Genomic DNA, 23,446 nt, shown 5'->3' with positions numbered 1-23,446 from the left:
CTCCCTGTTTATTTTCATAAAAGATTAGTATCCGGGGTTTTGCTTTAAGTTAGGATTGGCATTCATAGCTGCCGTCGGAATTGGAAATAATTGCCAATGTGAATCTACAGCAGGCACTAATCCATGTCCTAGCATAAAAGTTCCAAATCGAATCATATCTTGTCTGCGGTGCCCTTCCCAGTTAAGTTCAAAACCACGCTCATCATAAATATTTTCGAGCGAAGGATTTGCAGCCAATGCTCCGACCCCTGCTCTTATTCTCACCTGGTCGATGAATGGTTTTGCCGATGCTGCATTGCCCAAACGAACATGACATTCAGCTATCATAAGCAGCACATCTGCATACCTGTATATCGGAAAATCATTTGAGCTGCCACTACCATCATTTGGTGCAACCGGATAAAATTTAACCCCTCTTACGCCTTCAGTTATGCCCGCACCAGGATTAATTAATGAGGTAACTTTTGGGGTGTAAGTTACACCTCCAGGCTGAGGGCCAATCAAGAATTGTTTGATTCTGACATCGTTTGAAGCATATTTATTATAAGTTTCCTCAGGTACGATTGTACCGTTCCATCCGGCAAAACCAAACATGGCAACACCATTCGGCCCATTTACACTCCTTAAAGCTAACACGTTATTACCAATTACGTTTCTTTTTAACCAAATTGCCAGAATAGTTTCATCATCCGGGCAGGTATCTCCAAAAAGCTCAAAATATCTATTACCTAATGGACTTGAAGCATTTGCCGTTCCGGGGTGAAGAGTATAGCCACCTGAAGCCACTTTTGTACAGGCCGCCAGACATTCTGCCCATTTTGTTGTTCCGGTATAAACCCCTGCATTAAGGTACATTTTTGCAAGAAATGTATATGCTGCCCATTTATTAAATCTACCATAGAAAACACCGCCTTTAGTTTCAGGCAAAATATCCGCATTAGCAGTTATCTCACCAACAATCCAGTTAAAAATCTGTGTCCTGGTTTGTGTTTTTAACTGAGCCGTAGTAATGTTATTATCTGTATAGAAAGGCACATCTCCAAAATCGTCTATCAATAAGTAATAAAACCATGCCCGTAATATTTTTACTTCGGCAAGTTTAGCCGCTGGTGCATTTCCTTTTTCTAACTGCTCAACAGCAAGATTAGCCAGATAAATTGAATTATAGCAGGCATTCCAGGTTGTATTGATTTGGCCTAATGCAGGCGTCCAGGCTCTTGTGTATAACCAAGCGTTCTCCGGGCCCCAGTCTCCACTAACCCTGTGCGGAACAACCTGCTCATCTGTACACATATTATTGGTATCATAATAACCATTATCTCCTCCACCAAACTGAGGCATTCGGGCATATACACTGGCTAATGCAATATCGGGACCTTTTGGGTCTGCGAAGAACTGGCCAGCGGTGTATTTATCGTAAACATTTTCATCAACTTTGGTGCAGCTATTTGCCATCAATCCTGTGGCAATTATGGTTGTAATTATTAATTTTTTCATGATTTTCTATTTTAAGATGATGTTCAGACCTAAAGCAATATTTCTTACCCTTGGATAAATACCGTTGTCACCGCCGGTTTCCTCCGGATCGATGCCTGAGTATTTGGTAATTAACAGCAGGTTTTGCCCCGTAAGAGAGAAACGTATTGCACTGATGTGCTTTGATTTTGCAGTAGGAATCCTGTAACCTAGGTTTACATTTTCTAAGCGGATGAATTTCCCATCCTCCAACCAATAATCTGAAGCTAATGGATAAGCAGAGGTAAAGATGTTATCGTCAATTGCAGATTTTAACAGATTAGATTTCCCCAAATTCTCTAAAAAACTTAAGTTTGAACGCAGGGCATTAAATAATTTATTTCCTCCCGAGCCGCGAACAAGTATGGATGCATCGAAGTTTTTGTAGCTGAAACTCGGTGTAAAAGCGAAAGTATATTTTGGCTGAGTTTGACCTGCAAAAATTCTATCAGGACTTGTTGCACCTGCATCTATTCTGCCATTTTTATCCTGATCCACAATTACCTGCGTACCGTTAGCTGTAGTGCCTTGATGCTGTAAGATATAGATTGAGCCGATGGCTTGTCCTACCACTAGATAAGCGTTCTGTCCGCCATAAGGAACATTATTTGTAATTAGTGGAACACCATTTAAAGAGCCACTCAGATTAAGCACTTTAGAATCCATTAACGTTACGTTACCGCCCAGGGTTAACCTTGTTGAAGCATTGCTAATAACATCATAGTTAAGTGCCATTTCTACACCTCTGCCTTGAATGCTACCTACATTTGCTTGAATTGAACCTGTTGGAAATGGTGGTTGAGGAACAGTGTATCCGTATAATAATTTATCGGTAACGTTTTTATAAATGTCAAAACTTCCATTCAAACGTCCCTTAAGTAAAGCGAAATCAAGCCCAATATTGGTTGATTTTTTCTGCTCCCATTCCAAATCCTCATTGGCATTCTGCGTAACTCTAAAGTTTGTCTGCACATTTCCGGCATAATATACTGTTCCAGATCCTTGTACAATTTGCAGCGACTGCAACACGTTTAAAGGTTGCTGATTCCCGGTAATCCCGAAACCACCTCTCAATTTCAATACGGTAAAGATGTTCTGGTTTTTCATGAAAGGCTCTTGATCTATTTTCCATGCTACTGAAGCTGAAGGAAAATTACCCCATTTATGGTTTGCACCAAATACAGTTGCTCCATCTCTTCTAAAATTAGCTGTCAAAAGATATCTGTCTTTGTAAGAATAATTAACACGTCCCAGAACCGAAACTGTTCTGCGTTGATTACGGTATGATGAATAATCACCGGCTTGAACTTTAGAAAAGTCTCCCAAGCCTAGATTATTATAGGTTGCCAAGTCGTTTACAAAACCCCTTGCTGCACTTCCGCTACCCGAATCCATTTGTGCCTGCCATTCGTAAACCGCAGCTGCGTCAAAATGGTGGTCGCCAAAATCTTTACTGTAATTCAGCTGAAAATCCATCAGCTTATAATCTGAATTATTATTGCCTACACTTGCATAACCTTTTTGATCTATTGCTGCCGCAACAGTAGAAATTGCAGGCGTATAGTTACCAGAAGTTCCGTTTGTTTTCTGCCAGCTACCAAATACTTCAGCAGAAAGGCCGCTGATAATTTTATAATTGATCCGCATAGAACCAAGTAAGCGGTTAGTTTCCGACTCGCTGATGATACTATTTGCTGCAGCCAGCACATTTAGTGGCTGAAATAAATTCGGATCGGTAAAATAACTTCCGTCTGCTTTATAAACCGGATCTGTTGGTCTTGATATATAAGCATTAGAAATTAGATTAGAGGTAAAAGCTGCCCTTCCAATAGAACCTGGACTTCCATTATTTTGTGCATTGGTGCCATTCAAAGTCATAGTAATAGAAAGTTTATTGTCTAATGCTTTTTGAGTGGCTTCAATCCGACCAATAAATCTTTGATTATCTGAATTAATCACAATACCATTTTGTAATACCATACCAAGCGAAGCACGGTAAGAGAAGTTATCGCTACTTCCGCCCAGCGTAAGCGTATGATTTTGAGTTGTACCATTACGTGTAAGCAGGCCAAACCAGTCTGTGTCTGCCCCGAAATTCGATGAAGCAGGAATACCACGAGCAGCCGCTTCCCGAGACCATTCTGCCGCTGAAAGCATCTCAAGCTGCCTGGTTACAACATCAACTGATGAATTGGCATTGTACTCAATAGAAGTACCGCTTCTGCTTTTTTTCATCGTAACAATTAATACGCCTGATGCACCACGCGAACCATAAATTGCTGTTGCAGAAGCATCTTTAAGCACTTCAATACTTTGGATTTCTGTTGGTGGAATTTGATTTAAAAAACCAACATCTCCCTGTACCCCATCAATTACAACAAGTGGATTGTTGTTACCCTGAATGGATGTAATACCCCTAATTTTGATATTGGGTGCACTACCTGGCTCACTTCCGGTCTGCGTAATAACCACTCCCGCTGCCTTTCCGGCAATTTGCTGTAGTGGACTGGTAATTGCTCCCTGATTGAAATCTTTACTGTTAATACTTGCTACGGCACCAGTAACATCCGACTTTTTGGCTGTACCGTATCCAACCACCACAACATCAGATAATGATTTGGCATCTGGCCTGAGTTGGATAACGACAGGTTTGCCAGCAATAAGAGTGCGTTCAGCAGCATCATAGCCCATGTAATTTACTATTATGGTTAGAGCATTTTGGCTATTGCTTAATTGAAAGCCTCCCTTAGCATCAGTTGTGGTTCTTTGGCTGGTTCCTTTAATCTGAATAGTTGCTCCAGCTAAAGCTTCATTATTTTCATCTACAACCCTTCCGTCGAAAGCAGATTGTTGTGAAAATCCGATGCTGAAGATAAATAGGAGAAGTACGGTCAGTCCATACTTAAAAAAGTAAAAAAAGTAATTTTTTCTCATCATAATTTTGGTTAATATTTGGTTATTGCGATGCTGAAATGGCTCTCAGCGAATGCAAATCAAAGTAAGATGAGTTTTGAAAAAATAGCAATAGAGCAGATTTCAAATATTAAAAATAAAAATTAAAAAAACTATTCAATAATCTGATTATAAGATACTTAAAACAAAATTAATTCAGCTAATATATAGATACATCAAGCATAATTGTGCTTTGTAAACCTTTGAATAGCCATAAAAAAGAAGGAATGTAACCATACTCGAAGGCATTTCAGTAGCCTTACTACCTGGATTACCTTAAAACCATTTTTAGAAAGTTGAGCTTTGTTAAAGCTCAAGTAAAATAGATGGGTTAGGTATTTATTTTGAAGATTTAATTTGAATGTTAAAGCTGCGATTGATAATTCATCGGCAGTTCATTTTTCACCGTTTTTATGCTCATGATTTTTTCCTTGAAAACATCATTTGCAACCAGAGAGCGATTTTTAACTTTGGTTTTGTAAGTATAGATAGTATTAACAGAGTAATTCAAAATTTTTGCAATGGTTTCATTTTCATCAATACCGAGACGAATAAGTGCAAAAATCCGCAACTCATTATTCAACAGCTGCCCTGCAGCTGGTTGGGTTTTATCTCCTTCAGCAAACAGTGCATTAAATTCTTGAATAAAATCTGGAAAAAGATTTAAGAATACCTCATCAAATCTTTGAAAAAAACCTTCTCTTTCGATATTGGTGTTAAGCCGTTTAACAACAAGCTGCAATTCGTTGTATTGCTTAAGGTGTATAATTTTTTCAAGGCTTCGTTTTAGCCTATCAAGCTTTTCTATGTAATCTGAATGGATATTGAAAAAATGACCAATGTACTCTTCTTTAATTAAATTGACTTCATCAAGTTTTCTATTTGTTCTTGTTAACGATTGATTGGCAACATCTAGTGAGCTATTAATTTTGTGCAGCTCTGCATTTGCCAGGTTTAAGTCATGGTTTTTCTCGAGGATAAGCTTATCTGCAATCCTAATCTTTTTCAATTGCTTAAAGGTTTTTGAAGCAAAATAAATCGTTAGTATAATTAGAAGTGTAATGATTGATGCATATATTATTAAGGAACGTTTTTGCTTTTCGATATCATTAATTTTATCCTTTTCAATAATGGGTAGGATATTACTGATTTCAACCTTTCGCTGCTTTGCACCATAAAAATTGTTATCCTCAATGGCACTATGAATATACGTAAAGGCTTCTTTGGTATTTCCTTGCTGATAAAGATACTTAGCCAGATTTACTAGTGCGAGCGATTCTTTTGTTGAGTGAGTATTATCTATAATGGAAGATTTTAGCAGATAACGTAGCCCCAATTCTGGTTTATTTACACTAAAGTAAAGATAACTCAAACAACTATAATTAATTGCGCTATCAGAATAAGTAGATTTAAGTTTAAGCAGTGCTTCATAAGAAAGAATTGCTTGTTTATATTGTTTTGCACGAAGTTGTTTTAAGCCAATTCCTGAAAGATATCCGTAAGATCCTTTTATATATTTAGAGATAATTGTATCGCAATATTTCAAGCCCTTAGCTCGATATAACTCACTAAAATCATGAATCTTATTATAATCGGTTAAATCGAAATTCGCCCTCGCCATCAGAAAATAATATTCAAATTGCTGGTCAGGATTTAATACTTTAGGATTTACACGCATTAGCGTATCAAGCCCTTCTTTAAACATTCCTGAAGAAACCAAAACAAACCCTAGATTAACTTTGGAGTAACTTATTTTTTCGGCATCATTTAAAAGATAGGCACAGGCGGCCATTTTTTTGCTGTAAACATAGGCCGAATCATGAATGAAGGATTTATAAGCGTTAAATAAATCTAGATATGCATGGTACCTTGATAATGGAGAAACATAATTTAATTTTAGTTTTTTTTGAAGAAGACCAATACTCGCCCATTTACTTTGATCCAGTTTATTTTTATCCAGCAAAACCTTTCCTAACACTTTTTTTAAGCTATCAATATTCTCCTGTGCGTTTGCATTATTTCTAGTGAAAAGAAGACACAAAATAAGTACTAAGACGATACAGAAATAGCGACTAATTTTAAAAATGTATGTTTTGGTATGTTTCAAGAAGCGCTGATGTTTGATAAGGCTTTACAGACTTTAAAAATAAAATCCGGGGATAGCCAATTATATTCGGTTACTCAAATATAACAAAACAGCACAATAAATTTCTTATACGCCAGGGATGTTACAAACGATGTGCATTCCGGCAATAGCGACAACTTTTTCCGCATTTATACTGTGTTTCGTCCTGCTATAGCTCACATAAAAAAAATTAGTACTTACTTAATTTTAAGTATTGTTTTATTTCATAAAACATTTTAAATTAGAGTTATAAACCGAACAAGCGCCTCAAATCCTCTTAGCCGTCCCTAAATCTTGCCGCAAATATTTGCAGCAAATCCCTTACATCATTGCCGTTTTAATTCAAGATAATAAAAATTAAACGCCTCTAAAATGAAAAAAATAGTAATGGAGCTCAGTGATGCAGACATTAATGTTCTGGAGCAATTTATTAGTACATCAGGAACCAACACACTAAAATCTGCTTTTAAAAAAGCGCAGGCTGCAATTGATAATGAAGTTATTATCCATCAGCGGGTTTGCTCAGCGGTTGATAATCTCAGCGTACTCAACCTGGATGAGGTAATAGCAAAATCAAATAACCCGAAAACACAAAACCTCCGACTTCACTATTTTTTAAGTACGGAAGATAAGAGAAGCCTTACTCCTTACTTTAATCAAATCCTAAAAATGTTAGGTTCAGGAAACATTGTTACACCAACTGAATGTGAGGGACTAAAAATGTTTGAAGACTGCTGTAAACTCATCTTGAAACGTTTATGAAAAAATTATATACATTATTGTTATGTAGTTTTTTGTTACAAGGCTACAGCTACGCTCAAAAAGGTTTTTTTGATAAATTCAGCTTACGAAAATCCTTTCAAAGTAAATCCAGTAAAACCGAAGCCGCTTCATTTACTTTCAACAAGCCAAAGGATGCAACAGGCTCTTGGGCTGCGAATCTGGCACTTGGTTTCCAACTGCTTGATAGCACAACTGTAGATTTATTTCTCTTTTCTGAACTGCATAAAAACACGCTTGTTAATAAAAAACAAGATAGCAGAGATATTGGATTGGCCTTTCGTAAAGACTTTTTCCCACTAGCCTCACTTACACCTTTTTTGCTTGCAAATGCTAAATATAACGTAGATCGTGAGAAAGGTAACGAATCATTCAGGGCTAGCCTAAGCTTATCACTTAAAGCAAAAGATTTAAACTTGGGTGCATTAAACTTTATTACACCAAATAAAATTGTTCCAGTGGGTAATCTCTTCACTTTAGAGTATACACCATTTATTGGTCTGGAAAACGAAAACCGAACCAAGACAACAAACGCAAGTGAAAAAGGTCACATCTACAGATGGTACTTCCAAATCATTCCAGTAATCACATTATTTCCCAATACAACAATTGCAGACCGGTTTGAACTACGTGCAGATTACCAGTACAGGAATGATTTCAGTAAGTCTGTTCAAGATGGCTCTTACAGGGAACATGAATTTTTTACGGCCTCTTTTAATTATAATATACTGAGCAGCGAAAGCGAGCAAAAATTTCAGGTAGGCTTAGATTATGTGAAAGGAGAAAATCCGGTAGAGAACTTTCTTTCTCAGCGTTATTATGCAATAAGCTTAAAAGTAAAATTATAAACCAAAGCCAATTTAAAATGTCAGACCCAAACACTAAAGAACAAGAGGTCATAGAAGACCTTTTACACCGACCATTAGACATCTGCCTGATAGCCTTTACAATTATTTATAATTTCATCATCCTGGTTGTTGCCACTTTATGGATTTTCACCAATAAGTTTGAAGAATCGAAAAAAGGATTAACAACACTTACCAATTTGAAGATAGACGAAGGCGTTACCTATGCTTTATTTTTTTCAGGAATGCTTGGAGGAAGCTTCTATTGCTTAAGAGCAATTTACCTCAGACTTTCGGCTGCCTACCCGGAGCAAAAAGACCCAGAAAAAGCGCCTCTAAAAGTATTTAATATTAGAGTGTGGTTATTTTGGTATTTATTCCGTCCATGGCAAGGCGGAATTCTGGCTTTGGTTATTATGTGCCTGATAAATGGCGATTTTTTAACCGCAAAATCACTTGAAGCCGGAAACTTAAAATCTTTCTACATACTGATAGCAATAGGATTTTTTGCAGGTCTTGGTACACAGGAAGTCATCCAGAAAATACAGGAAATTATAGCCGTTATATTTTCCCGTTCTAAGGCCGCAGAACACTAAATCAAAACCAACAACCACTAAGACCATGAATTATTTTTATCTTAATTCCAAAAAAGAGCAACCATTGCTCATCCAGAATATTGATCATCGAAATCAGGTTATCGCTAACTTAAGCAAACTAAGAAAAGCTCTTGCAGATAAAACTGAAGGTATTCCAGAAAAAAAACTTTCAGGCAACTTGATTCTGGGCACCTGGAACATTCGCGAACTTGGCAACACCAAGTATAATGGCCGGATGACAGAATCTTTGTATTATCTCGCAGAAATTATCTCCCGGTTTGATTTGATTGCTATACAGGAAGTTCGTGACAACTTAACAGAATTCAACAACATTTGCAGAATACTAGGCAATGACTGGGGAATTTTTATCAGCTTGGTAACAGATGGTATATCAGGAAATAATGAGCGTATGGCTTTTCTGTATGATAAAAGAACTGTAAGCTTTAAGAATATTGCCGGGCAGATAATCCTTCCTGGTAAAAAATATGCAAATGCTTTTGCAAGGGCACCTTACATGATAAGGTTTCAGTCTGGCTGGTTAAATTTCGATATCTGTACCGTACATATCTATTACGGTAAGGCATCTGTATCTTCTCCAGAATATAAACGCAGAGTTGAAGAAATCTCCAATCTCACTGGTTTCTTAAAAGATAATTATGTTGAAAAACAGCGTAGCAATAACCTTTTTGTGTTAGGCGATTTTAACATTGAAAATGACCAAAGCGAAACCTACAAAGCAGCAACATCTTCTTCTTTTTCTATACCTGATGCTATTTTAAAGAATAAGCTACCCGGTAGCAATGTAAGTCAGAACAAAATTTATGACCAGATACTTTACTATAACAAGTTTAAAGACATCACATTTAAGAATGCGGGAATATTTAACTTTTATAAAACAGTTTTTGACAAGTTAGATGGTTATGAAGAGCGCATCAAAAAACACACAGGGGCAACTAGCTTAACTGATAAAGAATTTGACGAAATCAAAACCTACCAGATGAGCGACCACCTTCCTTTGTGGGTTGAAATGAATACCGACCACACCGAGAGTTATTTAGATATGATAAGTAAAAAAACTTCTTAAACTAAGTTTAAAGCGTGCAACAATGGCAAAAACAGAAATCCAGAAGAAACATTTAGCAATACCTGAAAACGAATTTAAATTATCTCTTACAATGGCGGGTGCAGTATCTGCAGGTTGTTATACCGCTGGAGTGATGGATTATTTGTTTGAAATGCTTCAAGCCTGGGAACTTGCAAAAGGTAAAACAACAGATCAGTTTGCGAATAAATCTAAGGATGAGATTGAAGCTTCAAAGACTATACTTTTGAAACCGTATCAGGATGATGGCGATGTTGTAATCCCATTGAATGAGCTTGAAAAATACATACCAACTCATCAAGTAACAATAGAGGCCATGGGTGGTGCTTCTGCAGGGGGAATGACAACTTCTATGGCTGCAATTTATGCTTTAAACGGAACCTTTAAACCAGTGAGAAAACCGTTAGGCTCTGGAGTTTTAAGTGGAAATATGCTCTACGACCATTGGGTGATGATGGAAGATGAGCAAAAAAGTAACAGTACGGAAAATGAAAAACAAATAAGAGAAAGGACAAAAAAGAACACTTTTGCCAAGCTTTGGGATATTTCTGATCTTGCATCAGGAAAGGTTCGCTCCTTTTTAAATTCTAACTTTGTTGATAATATCGCAAAAAAAGCCTTTTCTGGTTCTGGAAATATAGCTGAGAGAGCCAAAGCACTTCCCTCCTATGTTTCTAAAAACCTTCAGCTAGTTTTTTCACATTGCTTACTTAGGGGTATTCCTTTAGAAGTTAATTTCGAAACCCCAATAAGTAAAAGCGGTCGGAAAACCATTATTCCTAACCATACTACTTATGAACATTATATGGTTACCCATTATCATTTGAATAATGGACAGCCCCTAACCGCCGATAATAAATATCTGTTTTTAAACCCGTACGATAAGCCTTACAAGGATACCTTAAAATTAGCTACCATGGCAACAGGTGCATTTCCTATAGGTCTTAACTTCCGAACATTTGACCAAAAGCAGCTCAATGATGAGTATTTAAAAAATGTTTTACAGCGTATTGTAAATGGTTCCTTCGGACAGAATACCCTTCAAGAGATTAATCTGAAGAACTTCCCGAAAAATTTTAGTACTGTAACGGTTGATGGAGGAGCCATAAATAATGAGCCATACAGAGAAGTGCTTAGCATTTTAAGCGAAACATATGGACTTAGTGATGCCGAATATCCATCTTATGGAGTAGTGATGGTAGATCCATTTCCTGACATGGTTGATAAGGATGCGCAATATCAAATGCCTGAAGATTTATTTGATGTTATTCCTGAGGTTATCTCTACTTTAACAGACCAATCAAGAGTGAAGAGACGTGAAATGCTGGAAAATGATCCCAAAGGTTTTTTCCGAAGTATTATTTTTCCAAGAAAATGGAATAAAGAATCAGGTGGTCTTAAACCAGATAAACTTCCGTTAGCTTGCGCCTCAATTGGCGCCTTTGGAGGTTTTATTGATCACAGTTTCCGGGAACACGACTTTTTTCTGGGCAGAACAAATGCCAGAAATTTCTTCAGGTACTTTTTTACTATGCCCTATTCTAACCCGAATAACTGCCATCCGATTCATAAAAGTTGGACATCAGATATGATTGAGAAATTCAAAATTATCAGAGAGGTAAAGGATGAAAATAATAAAATAGTAAAAAAGGTTTTTCTACCCATAATACCTGATTTAAGTCTGCTATTTGAGAGCGATGAGCTTCGTTTAAAAAAACGCTACCAATATCCGGTAGATAAACCAACGATTGCTCCCGTTCAGGTTTATCGCCAAAGAAAAATGATGAAAAAGCGGCTATTGGAAATTTTCAACCTAATTGCAAAAAGAAAATATGCACCAGACAAACTTAAAGTAAAGAAAAAAGATAATGCTCAGGAATGGATTAAACATTATTTTCACAGAAATCTAATACAAAGATTTTTTGATGTAATAAGCGGATTTTTCGCCGGGATTTTTTTAAAAATCGCTAAAAGAAGTGCTGCAAATAAGCTGACTGATTACATGATTAAAACCGTAATTATTGAATTAGAGAAAAACAAACTGTTATCTAAGTACGATAAATAACTCATAATCTACGGAAAATCATTTCTCTCGAAATCTATTTAAAATCAGGAATAGGAAACAGATAACCGCCAAATAAAATGTAAGACCATAAAAGTGTCCAGATGATGTTAAAAATTTGGGCAGTAACAAACGTTAGCGCAGGTTTTCCGCCTTGCAACTTTACTAAGGAGGAAAATTTAGCTTCCATACCAATTGCAATAAATGCAAGTGCAAACCAAATTGTACGGATTCCATTTAAAGTTGGTGCAACGCTTTTCGCAGTTTCTACAGAAAGGAGAAATGAAAATACAAGAGACGCCCCAATAAATCCTAAAACAAATTTTGGGAAGCGTTCCCAAACTATTTTCAAGCCAGGGCTTTCAATCTTAACATTTTCAACCTCAGTACCATCAGTTTTTGGCTTCTTGTAAGCCCACCAAATCGCAATAAAAAAAGCAGCCACACCTATAAATACATTTTGAGAGAATTTAGCAATTACTCCTGCTTTAACAGCTACAGGTCCAATCAAGTCTCCTGCAGCAGTTACAGTTGCTGTGGTATCTAGCGTACCGCCCAACCATGCACCACCAATTACTTCAGGTATTTCGAAATACTTAACCACCCATGGCAATATTATCATCATAGGGATAGCCATTATTAATACAAGAGTAGTAACGTATGATAGTTTTCTTTTATCTCCGTTAATTGCTCCTGCTGCAACAATGGCTGCCGAAACACCGCAAATAGATACTGCAGAAGCTAATATGATTCCGAATTCATCATCAACTTTTAACTTTCTGCTTAACCATAAAGAAAAAAACCAGACTGCACTTACAACAATAACAGCCTGAATAATTCCGTGTAAACCTGCTTTTATTAAATCTGCCGAAAGTATAGTGGTTCCTAATATTACAAGTCCGGTTTTAATGTAAAATTCTGAGCGAACAGCTTCTTTTAACCATGGTGGCAACTTAATTAGATTGCCTAAAAGTATTCCGATTAATAATGCAAATACAACGTATTCTAAACCATAATAAGCTACATTTTTATTTCCGCCGATGATGAAAGAAAGCGTAGCCAAAAAGTAGATGAATAAAAAGCCTGGTGCAAATCGACGGATGTTTCCCCCAGATAAAGAAATTGAAATTCCCGCTAAGACTAAAAAAGCAATTCCAGTTTTTATAATCAGCAGCAGATTACCTACTGAAAGAATTTTTTCAAATAAATCTGCCCTACTACTCCATTTATAAACAGGTAAACTAAAACTTGAAGCATTAACATTTAGCAACAATACAACCCCAATAATAACAGCACCTAAAATTAATGCCCACCAATCTTCAGTAATAGATTGTAAAAATGTCTTTTTATTTGGAGTAATACCAGAATCTGTTAAGGCGCTACTGTTTGCTAAGTTTTGGTTTTCTGTAGACATTTTGATTTAAAGCTTGTTATGCGGATGATTTTGATTCAATTTTATTTGATAAGAAATATCCGCTAAAATGGAGTGGACTTGTTTCAACCAAAAAAATAAAAATACTTTTAATACAACTAATAATCTCGTTTGATTAAACTTTGTTACACAATGGAATTGCTAAACTCAATATTTCAAAACAAGATCAATGCTATTTACAAAGATTCAATCTTAGATAAAAGAACAACAATATCTTCCTCATTACTAAGGTTTAGCTTATTCTTTTTAATAAAATCTTTTATTAAACTTTCCTTCTCTGGGAACAAACCAATAATAGACTTTTGATTTTTAGAAACCTGAGTTAATTTCCCTTCAATCTCAATAAAATAAAATGATTTCTCTCTAATTTCTTCACTCTTTGTACCTGCGTTGTAGCCAGATGTTTCAATGATGTATTTGTTAATCTTTTTCAAGAATTTATATTTTCCATTATATAAAACTTCGTAAAATGTTTTTTCATCGAAGTTTAAAACTTTTCCGAAACCTGATTCGAAGCTTTTCGAACTGTATTTTCCATTTTTTATTTCGTAAACAATGAATGATTTGATAGGCTCAGAAACCTCCTGTATTACCGCCGAAGAATTTTTAAATAGTAAAATGTTATCAAGTGCATCAAAGTTAAGTTGCAATCCTTTTATATCTTTTCCATTTTTAAATGTAACATCGCCTTTTAAAAATTCTTGAAATAAAAGCGTGTTTCCAGAAACCTCACTTAAACTTTTTGCTTTATATACTTTTCCATTTACATCCTGTACACTTTGAGCAGAACTGATGGTTACGAACAAATACATCATTGCTGTAATTAATTTTATTGTCTTTTTCATAAGATAAAAAAAGGCAGCCTTTCGGCTGCCTGAATAATGAACTATTGGAGCGTTATTGTAGATGTTTTATAATTCGGACTAACAGGTAATGCACCATCTTTAAGTGTTAAAATAAGCCTTTTAGATGTTGCCAGATTTGCCGGAATTGCGGTTAATACAATTTGTGCACTACTACTATTTGCGGGAATTGTAACCTTACCTGCTGTTCCGGTAATGGTATAATGTGTACCATCTAATGCTGTACTTGCCGGGTCAATTGTATATTCTACATCTAAATTGCTATCGCGATGCGGACCAACAAGCTGAATTAAAATTGTAGCTGTACCTGGGGCAGCGGCTGTTCCTTTTGCAAGTGTTACGGTAATGGGTTTAAATTCAACCTGCGATGGCTGATCATATTCAACCTTATATTTTTTACAGCCGAATAATAAAATTACTGCTAAAAAAGTGGCTGGAATTAGTATTCTTTTCATAATCTATAATTTAATAACCTGGGTTTTTAACTAAATTCGGATTTACACTTAGGTCGCCAACAGGTATTGGCGCAAGAATTCTATAATCTGAATTATAAGCAATTGGTGCAATAGCGCCCAAAGCACTCGATTTTGGCACATCTAATCCCAATCTTACTAAATCAAACCATCTGTCGCCTTCAAAAGCAAGTTCTATTCTTCTTTCTTTTAAAATAGCAGCAACTGATACGGGCACACTTGGCAAACCAGCTCTTAATCTTATTTTATCAAGATCTGTTTGAGCACTTGCACCTGTGGCTGTTCCGGCTCTAAAGTTAGCTTCAGCTCTGATTAAGTAAAGCTCAGAAACCCTTAAAAGTGGGATGTTTTGCCAGAAATTTACCCCGTTAGTTGGTACCCATTTGCGGGCATAATTTACAACGACATTACTTTTTCTACCGGTAGTTATCGTTCCTCTTCTAACATCTCCAGCTTCATAAAGTGCCAATAATTCTGGCGTTGGTGTAAAATCGCCATAACCAACTTTAGTTTCAGCATTATTATCAAAGGCAGCCTGATCCTGACGCTTTCCATAATCTGCCGGAAATTGAGCATAATAAGATTGCAGAGATTCATTGATGTTTGATTGCTCTGAAGTAAAGGTGATATTTAAAATCGCTTCAGGGTTATTATCTGCATAAAAGCTTGAAGTGTATGCAGCTCCTGTAACAAAGGTAGAACCTGCCGCAGCGATGGCTCTATCTGCATAGGTTGCAGCTTGTGCATATTTCCCCCAGTATAAATAAACTTTAGATAATATGGCTTGTGCCGAGGTTTTAGTTATGTATCTGTTTCCAGCTGTATTATCTAAAAGGTTCTCTGATGCTAAAAGATCAATTTCAATTTGTTTGTAAACTTCTTCAACAGTATTTCTTGCCGGAAATTCGACCGCAGCTAATGTAGGCGTTGGTTTTAAAACTAAGGGAACGCCCTTGTCAAATCCATTAACGATAAACTGAGGATTATAACCATATAGTTTAACCAAATCCCAGTAAAACAAAGCACGTAAGCCATAAGCCTGTCCTAAAATTTTATTCTTTTCAGCCTGACTTCCTGAAACATTTCCAGTTGCTTCAATTACCAAATTAACCTGGTTAATACCTGATGTGTACAAGCCCCATAAACTCATGTGTGTACCCGGCGAATTAACCGAATTTGTAATTAATCTATTGGAATTTAAACCTGGTATCGGATAAATATTATCAGCCATAATATCAGGATTGATTTTAAACGACTGACCGTAATAACCCGTACCACGTAAATTGCTGTAAACAGTATTTAATAAACTGCTCACACCTGTAATGCTCGTCAAAGCTTCAGATGCTGCAATGGAATCTCTAGGAGCGGTTTCAAGTGTTTTTTTACAAGCACTTAATCCAAGTAAGCCAATAATTGTAATTGTATATAATTGTTTTTTCATTTTAGTTTGTTTTATAATCCAATTTGAAATCCAACGGTGTAGGTTCTGGCCTGTGGTACGCCACCATTATCAGAAAGCACAGTTTCAGGGTCAATACCGGTGTATTTTGTCCACGTTAAAAGATTAGTTCCTGTTGCGTAAAACAGCACATTATTAAGCTTCGCTTTTGAAATGAAGTTTTTAGGAAGTTTGTAAGATAGCCTTAACTCTTTCAAACGTAAATAATCGCCAGGTTTGTACCATTGAGTTGATGCAGTGCTGTATGCAGTAGAAGCAATTCCTCCAGTTACGTAATTTCCACCGGCATAAGCTAACGGAACATCTGTAATTTGACCGGGCGTTGTCCATCTTCTAAAAACATCTGTACTTCTGTTTGATGCATTAGCATAACTATCTAAGAAGTTTTTGTTTTGGTCGAATAACAAGAAACCTGTAGCATACTGGAAGAAAATATCAAGTCCAATTCCTTCATAAGAGAAATTATTTGTAAGTCCTCCGAAGTATTTCTGTTGTGTATCTCCAATATTCTGTCTATCGTTTACTGTAATATTATAAGTTAAATTATTGTTGGCATCTAACCATAACGGGCGACCATCGGCCGGATTCACACCAACGTATTGGTATGATAAAATTCGGGTAACAGAATTACCAACCAACTGAAAACGAGGGTTAATATCATCAGTAATTAATTCTAAAACTTTGTTTTTGTTATACGATATGTTGAAAGATGAACTCCACTTGAATCGGCCAACTAAATTTTCGGAGTTTATTTGAAATTCAAAACCTCGGTTGCGCATTTTACCTGCATTATCGCTTACACCACCGTAACCGCTTGTGCTTGGAAGCGTACGGGTTAGAAGTAAATTCTTGTTAAGTTTGTTATAATATTCTGCAGTAAAACTCAACCTATTGTTAAATAAAGATACATCGGTACCTAAGTTAAGCGTATAAATATCTTCCCACGTTAGTTCTACATTTGGAAGTCCTCCTGGTGAAATTCCGCCTACGCCGTTATAACCTGAGTTAGAACCAAAGGTTGATAACGAAGCAAAATTGCCTATACCAGAGTTACCAACTTTACCATAACTGGTTCTGATTTTCCAATCGCTAAGCCATTTTACATCTTTTAAGAAGTTCTCTCTCGAAACCCTCCAGGTTAATGAACCTGAGCCAAACAATCCGAATTTTTGATTTTCACCAAATCTAGAATTACCATCATAGCGGATTGTTCCATTAATAATATATTTATCATCAAAACCATATTCTGCCCTTGCAAAGTAACCCAAGTTTTTAAATTCAGTAAAAGATGAACTTGTTGAAGCCAACACAGTTCCTCCGTTTAAGGTTCTAAATAAGTAATTAGGAAAACCTGTTTTTTGAGTGGTTACATTATTGTTAACCTGATGGCGATATTCAAATCCGGCCAAAGCGCTTACTTTGTGTTTTGAGCCAAAAAGATGATTATAATTTAGAGTAGCGTTAGTTTGATAATTTTTGAACTCTGTGCTTAAAAACGTATATCTTCCGTTTGGTGCAGCTCCATCTCGGGTTCTTGGATCTTGAAAACGATCTTCTTTTATATCACCATAATCTATTGAACCTGTTGCCCTGAATTTTAAATCATCAATAATTTTATAATTCAATGCAAATATTCCCTGCAATTGGTTGGTTGTACCTTTGTTTATATCATAGTTTGCAGATTTTATTGGATTTGTTGGTACAGCCCCCAATAATGGCTCGTTGTAATCGCCGCTTGGTGTGTAAATTGCTTGAGTTGGTATTAAGAAATTAGAGCCAAAAGAAGGGTTTGCAAAAGTAGAACCACTAAGCGTACCATTTTGCGTAAAAGAGCTTAAACTTATATTTGCTTCTAACGATAATTTATTATTTACATTATGTTCTAAATTACTTTTAAAAGTTCCACGCTTAAAATCCTGTACAATTTGTTGGCCTTTTTGGTTAAACAAACCTGCTGAGATGAAAAATTTTGTTTTTGCATCTCCACCACGGGCTGTTAACTGGTAGTTTTGAGTTTGTCCTTTTCGGTAAGCAGCATCGTACCAACTGTAACTTGGCGCCAAAGCTGGGTCGGCACCAAATACTGTTTTTATACCCGATGTACCTACAACTTGAGCGCTATTTGCACCATACCGATTTATATATTCTTCAGTATAAACAGAAAGCCACTCCGGGCCGTTAAGAACATCTAATCTATCAACTTCTTCGGCGTAGCCAAAATAACTGCTAAAATCAAATTCGGTTTTGCCGGCTTTACCACGTTTTGTTGTAATGATAATTACTCCATTTGCAGCTTGAGAACCGTAAATTGAAGCAGATGATGCATCTTTTAAAACATCAATGGTTTCAATATCATCTGGATTTAAGTTGCTTAAAACGTTAGATGTAGATAAACTTCTGGATAAATCTCCGGAATTAACCTGGATTCCATCTACAATATAAAGCGGTGCTGTACTGGCATTAAACGAGCCTGTTCCACGAATAAGCACACTTACGGCTGAACCTGGTGTTCCTGAGTTTGTGTTAACGCGAACGCCCGGTAATCTGCCTTGCATAGCTCTATCAAAACTTACAAGCGGAACTTTCTCAATCTCTTTTGATGAAATGCTTGATACTGCTCCGGTAATGTCTCTTTTCTTTACAGTTTGGCCGAATCCTGTTACAACAACTTCTTCCAAGCCGGTTGCATCAACCTTCAGGCTAACATTTACAACACGATTGTTTTCTATATTTTCTCTAACGGTTAAATAACCTAAGTAGCTAAATTCAAGTGTTTTTGATGTAGAAGGAACTTGAAGAGAAAATCTGCCTTCTGCATCGGTTTGTGCGGCAGATTTTGTTCCAGGAGCTCTTACAGATACTGATGGAATTGGAAGTCCATCTTCTGCAGCGATTACCCTTCCTGTAATTATTTTATTTTGTGCCAATGCAGGTAACGCCGCAACAAGGCATAGTATAATAAGCGAAAGTATTTTTCGTTTCATTTATATAGTTTTAGTTAATGATTGATATGCCGGATTTGAAAAAAATCGGCAGTATGATTTAATTAATCTGCAATACCTCTCCTTTCAGACTATAGAAAAACCTGTTCAGGATAAACGGTAAAAGAAAAATTAGAAGTGGTATTATTTTACATTGTAATAAAATAATATCAATAGTAGTTGGTCAACTAAACTTTTAGGATATTTTCATTATATTTGATTTAGGTGGTTAAACATTAATTCAGCATTACTGGTCACATACCGTGATAAATCACTTTATTCAGGGGCGGCCTCAATCGCCCCTGTTTTTTTATCTGGTAAACTTTTATGCACTATGCACAAAAGTGATTTGCTCTTTTATTATTCTTACTTATTTGATATTAAAATATTTAGGTTAATTATTTAGTTTTTCCATCTAAAAGCGAAGCTAATTTTTCTTTCAAAGCTTCACCTCTAAGTCCTTTTGCAATAATTTTTCCATCCGGGTCGATTAAAAAGTTTGCAGGAATAGAACGGATACCATATTGTTTGGCAACTGCGTTATCCCAAAATTTTAAATCAGAAACATGTGTCCAGGTTAATTTATCATCTTCAATCGCTTTAAGCCATGCATCTTTCTTACCAGGCTGATCCAAAGAAACACCAAGTATTGTAAAGCCTTTATCTTTAAATTGATTGTAAGCCGCTACCACATTTGGGTTTTCCTGTCTGCATGGTCCACACCACGAAGCCCAAAAATCTACCAGAACATATTTTCCTTTAAAATCAGAAAGTTTTACAGGCTTATCATTTACATCATTTTGTGTAAAATCTAAAGCTTGCAAACCGATTTTTGTTTTCTTAACGGCACTAAAATAAACTCCAATATCTTTTCCGGTTTTAGTTTCTTTAATTACTGGAGAAAGTGAATTATAAGCTTGCTCAGCTTCAGTTTGTGCAGTTTCGCTAGTAGCAAGTTGAGAAAGTGTAGTTAAGCTTATGTAAGATGCGGGATTTTTACGGGCAAAATCAAGATAAATTGGCTCCAATTCTTTGTTAGTTTCCTGATAGCGTTTGTAAATCGCCTCATTTGTTGCCTTATCTTTCTTTTGTTCGGCAGTAAGCTTAGCAAATTCAGCGTTTATTGCATTAAGTTTATCTTGTACAGGTTTACTTAAAGTTTTAAGGCGTTCGTTATCTGTATTTGTTACAGAACCAGTAATTGCTGCATTTTTTAAAGAATCTGATGCAGATAACTTAATATTTGCAGGCTCAATGTAAAGAGAAAGGAAATCACGCTTCGCATTTTTATCAGCTGGTTTACGATAAAGTGAAGCTCTGCCAGTATCTTTTATATTTCCATTAAAAGTAAAGCTTCCGTTTTTAAGTTCTGTAGAATCTGAAATAGATTTTCCATCCTGAGAGTAACTTAAGTAAAGCTTTTCTCCTGCTGGAGCATTTTTTAAATTTCCAGAAATGGTAAATGGCTTTTGTGCCAACGCTGCAAACGGCAAGGCGCTCAAGGCAATGAGTAGTGTTTTTTTCATTTTTAATTAAGATTATTTAGGTTGATTATGCGGATTGTAAGTTTGATTGATTATACAGAGGTTGAAAGTAATTTTTTACCACCGTTATAACTTTTTCAATTTCGGATATTGTATTGTATTTGCTGAAAGAAAAGCGGATAGTATTTTTATTGCTTAAAGCCGATAAGCTAGAAATTACGTGAGATGAACTATTGCCCGAACAGGCACTACCTCCAGAAGCGTAAATTCCGGCAGCATCTAAGGTTTCGAGCAAATTAAATTCTGTTAAAGATTGTGGGAATGAAACGCTTAACACAGTTGATAGGCTTTCATTTATATTAGCCGATTCTCCATTAAAAGTAATCTCCGGAAGCGCACTTAATCCGTTTATAAGAGCTAATTTTAAAGATTTCAGATAAGATTCGTGTTCAGCTTGGTTTTGATAAATATCTTGAATAGCTGCTGCCGCACCAACTATTCCACTAACATTTTCAGTTCCGGCTCTTTTACCTCTTTCTTGCGAACCTCCATTAATGATTGATTTTAAACTTTCGGGTTGTTTTGCATAAAGAAATCCAACACCTTTCGGACCATGAAATTTATGTGCTGAACCTACTAAATAATCCGGGCAGAGTAAACGTGTATCATAATGGTAATGCCCTATACTTTGAACAGTATCAGAATGGAAAATAGCACCATAATGTTCTGCTAAATCTGCTATTTCTTCTAAAGGATTTAAGTTAGCGATTTCATTATTTGCATGCATTAGCGAAATAAGAACTTGATCTGTTCCATCTAGCAAACTGTTTAATTGAGTAAGTGATATTCTACCTTGAGCATCATTATCAAGATATTTAATAAGAATCAAGCCATCATTTTCTGCTTTTCTTAAAGTATTTAGTACAGCATGATGCTCTAACCTACTTGTAATAACTACCTTAATTTTATTAGCATGAATTGCGGATAAAATCGCCATGTTATCGCCTTCGGTACCTCCTGAAGTAAAAAATATATGATCTGCTGTAGTATTTAAATTTTCAGCAATTATTTTTCTCGATAGCTCTACGGCATATCGGGCATTACGCCCGGCAGTGTGTGTAGACGAAGGATTGGCAAAAGAATTAAATAAAAAAGGTTCCATCTTCGTAAACACTTCAGAAGATAGTGGCGTAGTTGCGGCATTGTCTAAATAAATACTCATAGGGTGCAAATCTTTTAAGTTTCTTGGCTTATACAGAATTCCGAGGAAATCTTTCTTATCTCTCCCATTAAAGAGAAGGATTTAGCACCTTATTTGGCAACAGGTTGCTAAGACATCATCGGGCCCATTCCCTCAGTCTTTCTGGATAAGTTTTATGAGGAAATTTCCTCATGGCACAAACATAAAAAATTAAATCTATAAATCCTATAGACTTAATATATTTTTATTATGTTTGCAACCATCAACACTGAAAATTAAGTAAAGTTGATACTATAGTCATGTGGCCGAGTGGTTAGGTAAAGGTCTGCAAAACCTATAACGGCGGTTCGATTCCGTCCATGACGTCGAAAAAAAAAGTATTGCTTAAATGCTTTTTAGAATTTACTGAATTAAAATTCAAATCTGACAGAAATGGTAAATGATGATTTTGATTATCCAACTATTAGGGATTTTTTTGAAGAACGTGAAAATTGTGTTTGTAATTTATTAGATGATGGAGACAGTTCGACAGAGATTCAAAAGAAGAATAAAAAACTAGCAGAAATTAAAGTTGAATTGGATGATTTAAAGAAGAAAGTATAGTCTTAGTTTTCTATCAGATAAAAGAAAATTTCATAGCCTAACTTCGGTTAGCATGATTAGTTTTGTTGTTAGCGAGGGTAACCTGGATGGGTTGCTCTTTCTTATTTTTAATAGATTTGCTAACAACAGTTATAAAATTATAAGGAACAGATTGTGGAAATAAAACAAACATACGCTTTGATAACCGGCGCAAGTAAAGGTTTGGGCAAGGCACTTGCAACGGCTCTTGCTCAAAAGGGCTACAATCTTTTGCTTGTGGCACGCTCTAAAAATGAACTTGCTGAATTGAGTGAAAACCTGATAAAATTGCATGGCATTAAAGCTAGTTTTTTAGCTATAGATCTTTCGTTATCATCCACTCCTGCTCAGGTTTTATCATGGGCAGAAACAAATAATTTTCAGGTATCAATTCTAATTAATAATGCTGGTTATGGTAGTTGGGGTGAATTTTATTCTTTACCTCTATCCAATCATTTAGAAATGTGCCGATTGAATATGGAAACAGCGGTTAGCCTTTGCTATTTGTTTAAGCCATTGTTATTGCAATCAACACAATCTTATATTCTTAATGTTTCTAGTACAGCTGCTTACCAAGCTGTACCAACATTTGCATTGTACGCGGCAAGCAAATCTTTCATTCTTTCTTTTAGTAGAGCAATTCGGTTTGAACTTAAGAAAACAAATATATCTGTAAGCTGCATTAGTCCAGGACCTATTGATACTGGTTTTGCAGCACGTGCCGGACTAGACCCTTTTAGTAAAATGGCCGAAAAGTTTAACATGAAACCAGATGAAGTTGCAAATATTGCGCTTAAGGGAATGTTTACAAAGAAAGCCGAAATTATTCCCGGCTTCGCAAATATCATCAGCGCTTATGCAACCAAATGGCTACCAAAGGCTTTTATAGAAAAAACAGCAGCCGGAATTTACAAGACCTAAAAATATTTTTAAAAAAAGTTGAAGAATGTTCTTT

At 36.0% G+C, this 23,446-nt stretch carries 17 protein-coding genes, 1 tRNA gene and 1 riboswitch; of the genes, 8 read left to right on the top strand and 10 right to left on the bottom strand.

Annotation, left to right across the window (positions count from 1 at the left end; genetic code table 11):
- Nucleotides 1-24 precede the first annotated feature (24 nt).
- The 3 genes from ACO05K_RS04320 to ACO05K_RS04310 all read right to left on the bottom strand — a co-directional run bounded on the left by ACO05K_RS04320 (nt 25) and on the right by ACO05K_RS04310 (nt 6,574).
- Nucleotides 25-1,497 (bottom strand): RagB/SusD family nutrient uptake outer membrane protein, encoded by a 1,473-nt coding sequence (locus tag ACO05K_RS04320; RefSeq protein ID WP_421943233.1) that lies wholly within the window; start codon nt 1,495-1,497, stop codon nt 25-27.
- 6 nt (nt 1,498-1,503) lie between these two features.
- The gene (locus ACO05K_RS04315) at nt 1,504-4,452 is read right to left on the bottom strand and encodes a SusC/RagA family TonB-linked outer membrane protein (protein WP_421943232.1); all 2,949 of its coding nucleotides are present in this window, start codon (nt 4,450-4,452) and stop codon (nt 1,504-1,506) included.
- A gap of 379 nt (nt 4,453-4,831) precedes the next feature.
- Entirely contained in the window at nt 4,832-6,574 is a 1,743-nt protein-coding gene (locus tag ACO05K_RS04310) for a DUF6377 domain-containing protein (protein ID WP_421943231.1), read from the bottom strand.
- Between the two features lie 390 nt (nt 6,575-6,964).
- Here ACO05K_RS04310 and ACO05K_RS04305 point away from each other — a divergent pair, with 390 nt between their 5' ends.
- From ACO05K_RS04305 to ACO05K_RS04285, 5 genes are read left to right on the top strand one after another with little or no spacing between them, the layout of a single operon-like run.
- On the top strand, nt 6,965-7,354 hold the full coding sequence (locus ACO05K_RS04305; RefSeq protein WP_421943230.1) for a hypothetical protein: 390 nt from the start codon (nt 6,965-6,967) through the stop codon (nt 7,352-7,354).
- A complete protein-coding gene (locus ACO05K_RS04300; protein ID WP_421943229.1) occupies nt 7,351-8,220 on the top strand; it encodes a hypothetical protein in 870 nt (289 codons plus the stop codon). The genes ACO05K_RS04305 and ACO05K_RS04300 overlap by 4 nt, the downstream gene beginning before the upstream one ends.
- 17 nt (nt 8,221-8,237) lie before the next feature.
- Entirely contained in the window at nt 8,238-8,813 is a 576-nt protein-coding gene (locus ACO05K_RS04295) for a hypothetical protein (RefSeq protein ID WP_421943228.1), read from the top strand.
- A gap of 25 nt (nt 8,814-8,838) precedes the next feature.
- Entirely contained in the window at nt 8,839-9,897 is a 1,059-nt protein-coding gene (locus ACO05K_RS04290; RefSeq protein ID WP_421943227.1) for an endonuclease/exonuclease/phosphatase family protein, read from the top strand.
- A gap of 22 nt (nt 9,898-9,919) precedes the next feature.
- A complete protein-coding gene (locus tag ACO05K_RS04285; RefSeq protein ID WP_421943226.1) occupies nt 9,920-11,980 on the top strand; it encodes a hypothetical protein in 2,061 nt (686 codons plus the stop codon).
- Between the two features lie 34 nt (nt 11,981-12,014).
- On the opposite strand, the gene ACO05K_RS04280 is transcribed toward ACO05K_RS04285, so the two are convergent.
- The 7 genes from ACO05K_RS04280 to ACO05K_RS04250 form a co-directional block, all read right to left on the bottom strand.
- Entirely contained in the window at nt 12,015-13,391 is a 1,377-nt protein-coding gene (locus ACO05K_RS04280; protein WP_421943225.1) for a YeiH family protein, read from the bottom strand.
- A gap of 194 nt (nt 13,392-13,585) precedes the next feature.
- On the bottom strand, nt 13,586-14,254 hold the full coding sequence (locus tag ACO05K_RS04275; protein ID WP_421943224.1) for a hypothetical protein: 669 nt from the start codon (nt 14,252-14,254) through the stop codon (nt 13,586-13,588).
- Between the two features lie 41 nt (nt 14,255-14,295).
- Nucleotides 14,296-14,727 carry a hypothetical protein gene (locus ACO05K_RS04270; protein ID WP_421943223.1) on the bottom strand — a complete coding sequence of 144 codons (432 nt, stop codon included), beginning with the start codon at nt 14,725-14,727 and terminating at the stop codon, nt 14,296-14,298.
- A gap of 10 nt (nt 14,728-14,737) precedes the next feature.
- Nucleotides 14,738-16,186, bottom strand: coding sequence for a RagB/SusD family nutrient uptake outer membrane protein (locus ACO05K_RS04265; RefSeq protein ID WP_421943222.1), 1,449 nt, complete (start codon nt 16,184-16,186; stop codon nt 14,738-14,740).
- An 11-nt stretch (nt 16,187-16,197) separates the two neighbouring features.
- Nucleotides 16,198-19,188: a SusC/RagA family TonB-linked outer membrane protein gene (locus ACO05K_RS04260; protein ID WP_421943221.1), complete on the bottom strand. Its 2,991-nt coding sequence runs from the start codon at nt 19,186-19,188 to the stop codon at nt 16,198-16,200.
- A 395-nt stretch (nt 19,189-19,583) separates the two neighbouring features.
- Nucleotides 19,584-20,711, bottom strand: a complete 1,128-nt coding sequence (locus tag ACO05K_RS04255; protein WP_421943220.1) for a redoxin domain-containing protein — start codon at nt 20,709-20,711, stop codon at nt 19,584-19,586.
- 25 nt (nt 20,712-20,736) lie between these two features.
- Nucleotides 20,737-21,891 (bottom strand): cysteine desulfurase family protein, encoded by a 1,155-nt coding sequence (locus ACO05K_RS04250; RefSeq protein ID WP_421943219.1) that lies wholly within the window; start codon nt 21,889-21,891, stop codon nt 20,737-20,739.
- 52 nt (nt 21,892-21,943) lie between these two features.
- A riboswitch (SAM riboswitch) is annotated at nt 21,944-22,043 on the bottom strand.
- Nucleotides 22,044-22,165: 122 nt separating this feature from the next.
- Here ACO05K_RS04250 and ACO05K_RS04245 point away from each other — a divergent pair.
- The 3 genes from ACO05K_RS04245 to ACO05K_RS04235 all read left to right on the top strand — a co-directional run bounded on the left by ACO05K_RS04245 (nt 22,166) and on the right by ACO05K_RS04235 (nt 23,412).
- A tRNA-Cys gene (locus ACO05K_RS04245) sits at nt 22,166-22,236 on the top strand.
- A 66-nt stretch (nt 22,237-22,302) separates the two neighbouring features.
- Nucleotides 22,303-22,473, top strand: a complete 171-nt coding sequence (locus ACO05K_RS04240) for a hypothetical protein (protein ID WP_421943218.1) — start codon at nt 22,303-22,305, stop codon at nt 22,471-22,473.
- A gap of 153 nt (nt 22,474-22,626) precedes the next feature.
- Nucleotides 22,627-23,412: an SDR family NAD(P)-dependent oxidoreductase gene (locus tag ACO05K_RS04235; protein ID WP_421943217.1), complete on the top strand. Its 786-nt coding sequence runs from the start codon at nt 22,627-22,629 to the stop codon at nt 23,410-23,412.
- The last annotated feature ends 34 nt before the right edge of the window (nt 23,413-23,446 follow it).

This window comes from Pedobacter sp. (assembly GCF_965227205.1).
Lineage (GTDB): Bacteria > Bacteroidota > Bacteroidia > Sphingobacteriales > Sphingobacteriaceae > Pedobacter.
The sequence above is the reverse complement of the archived record's forward strand: the minus strand, read 5'-3'. Positions and strand labels throughout refer to the sequence as shown.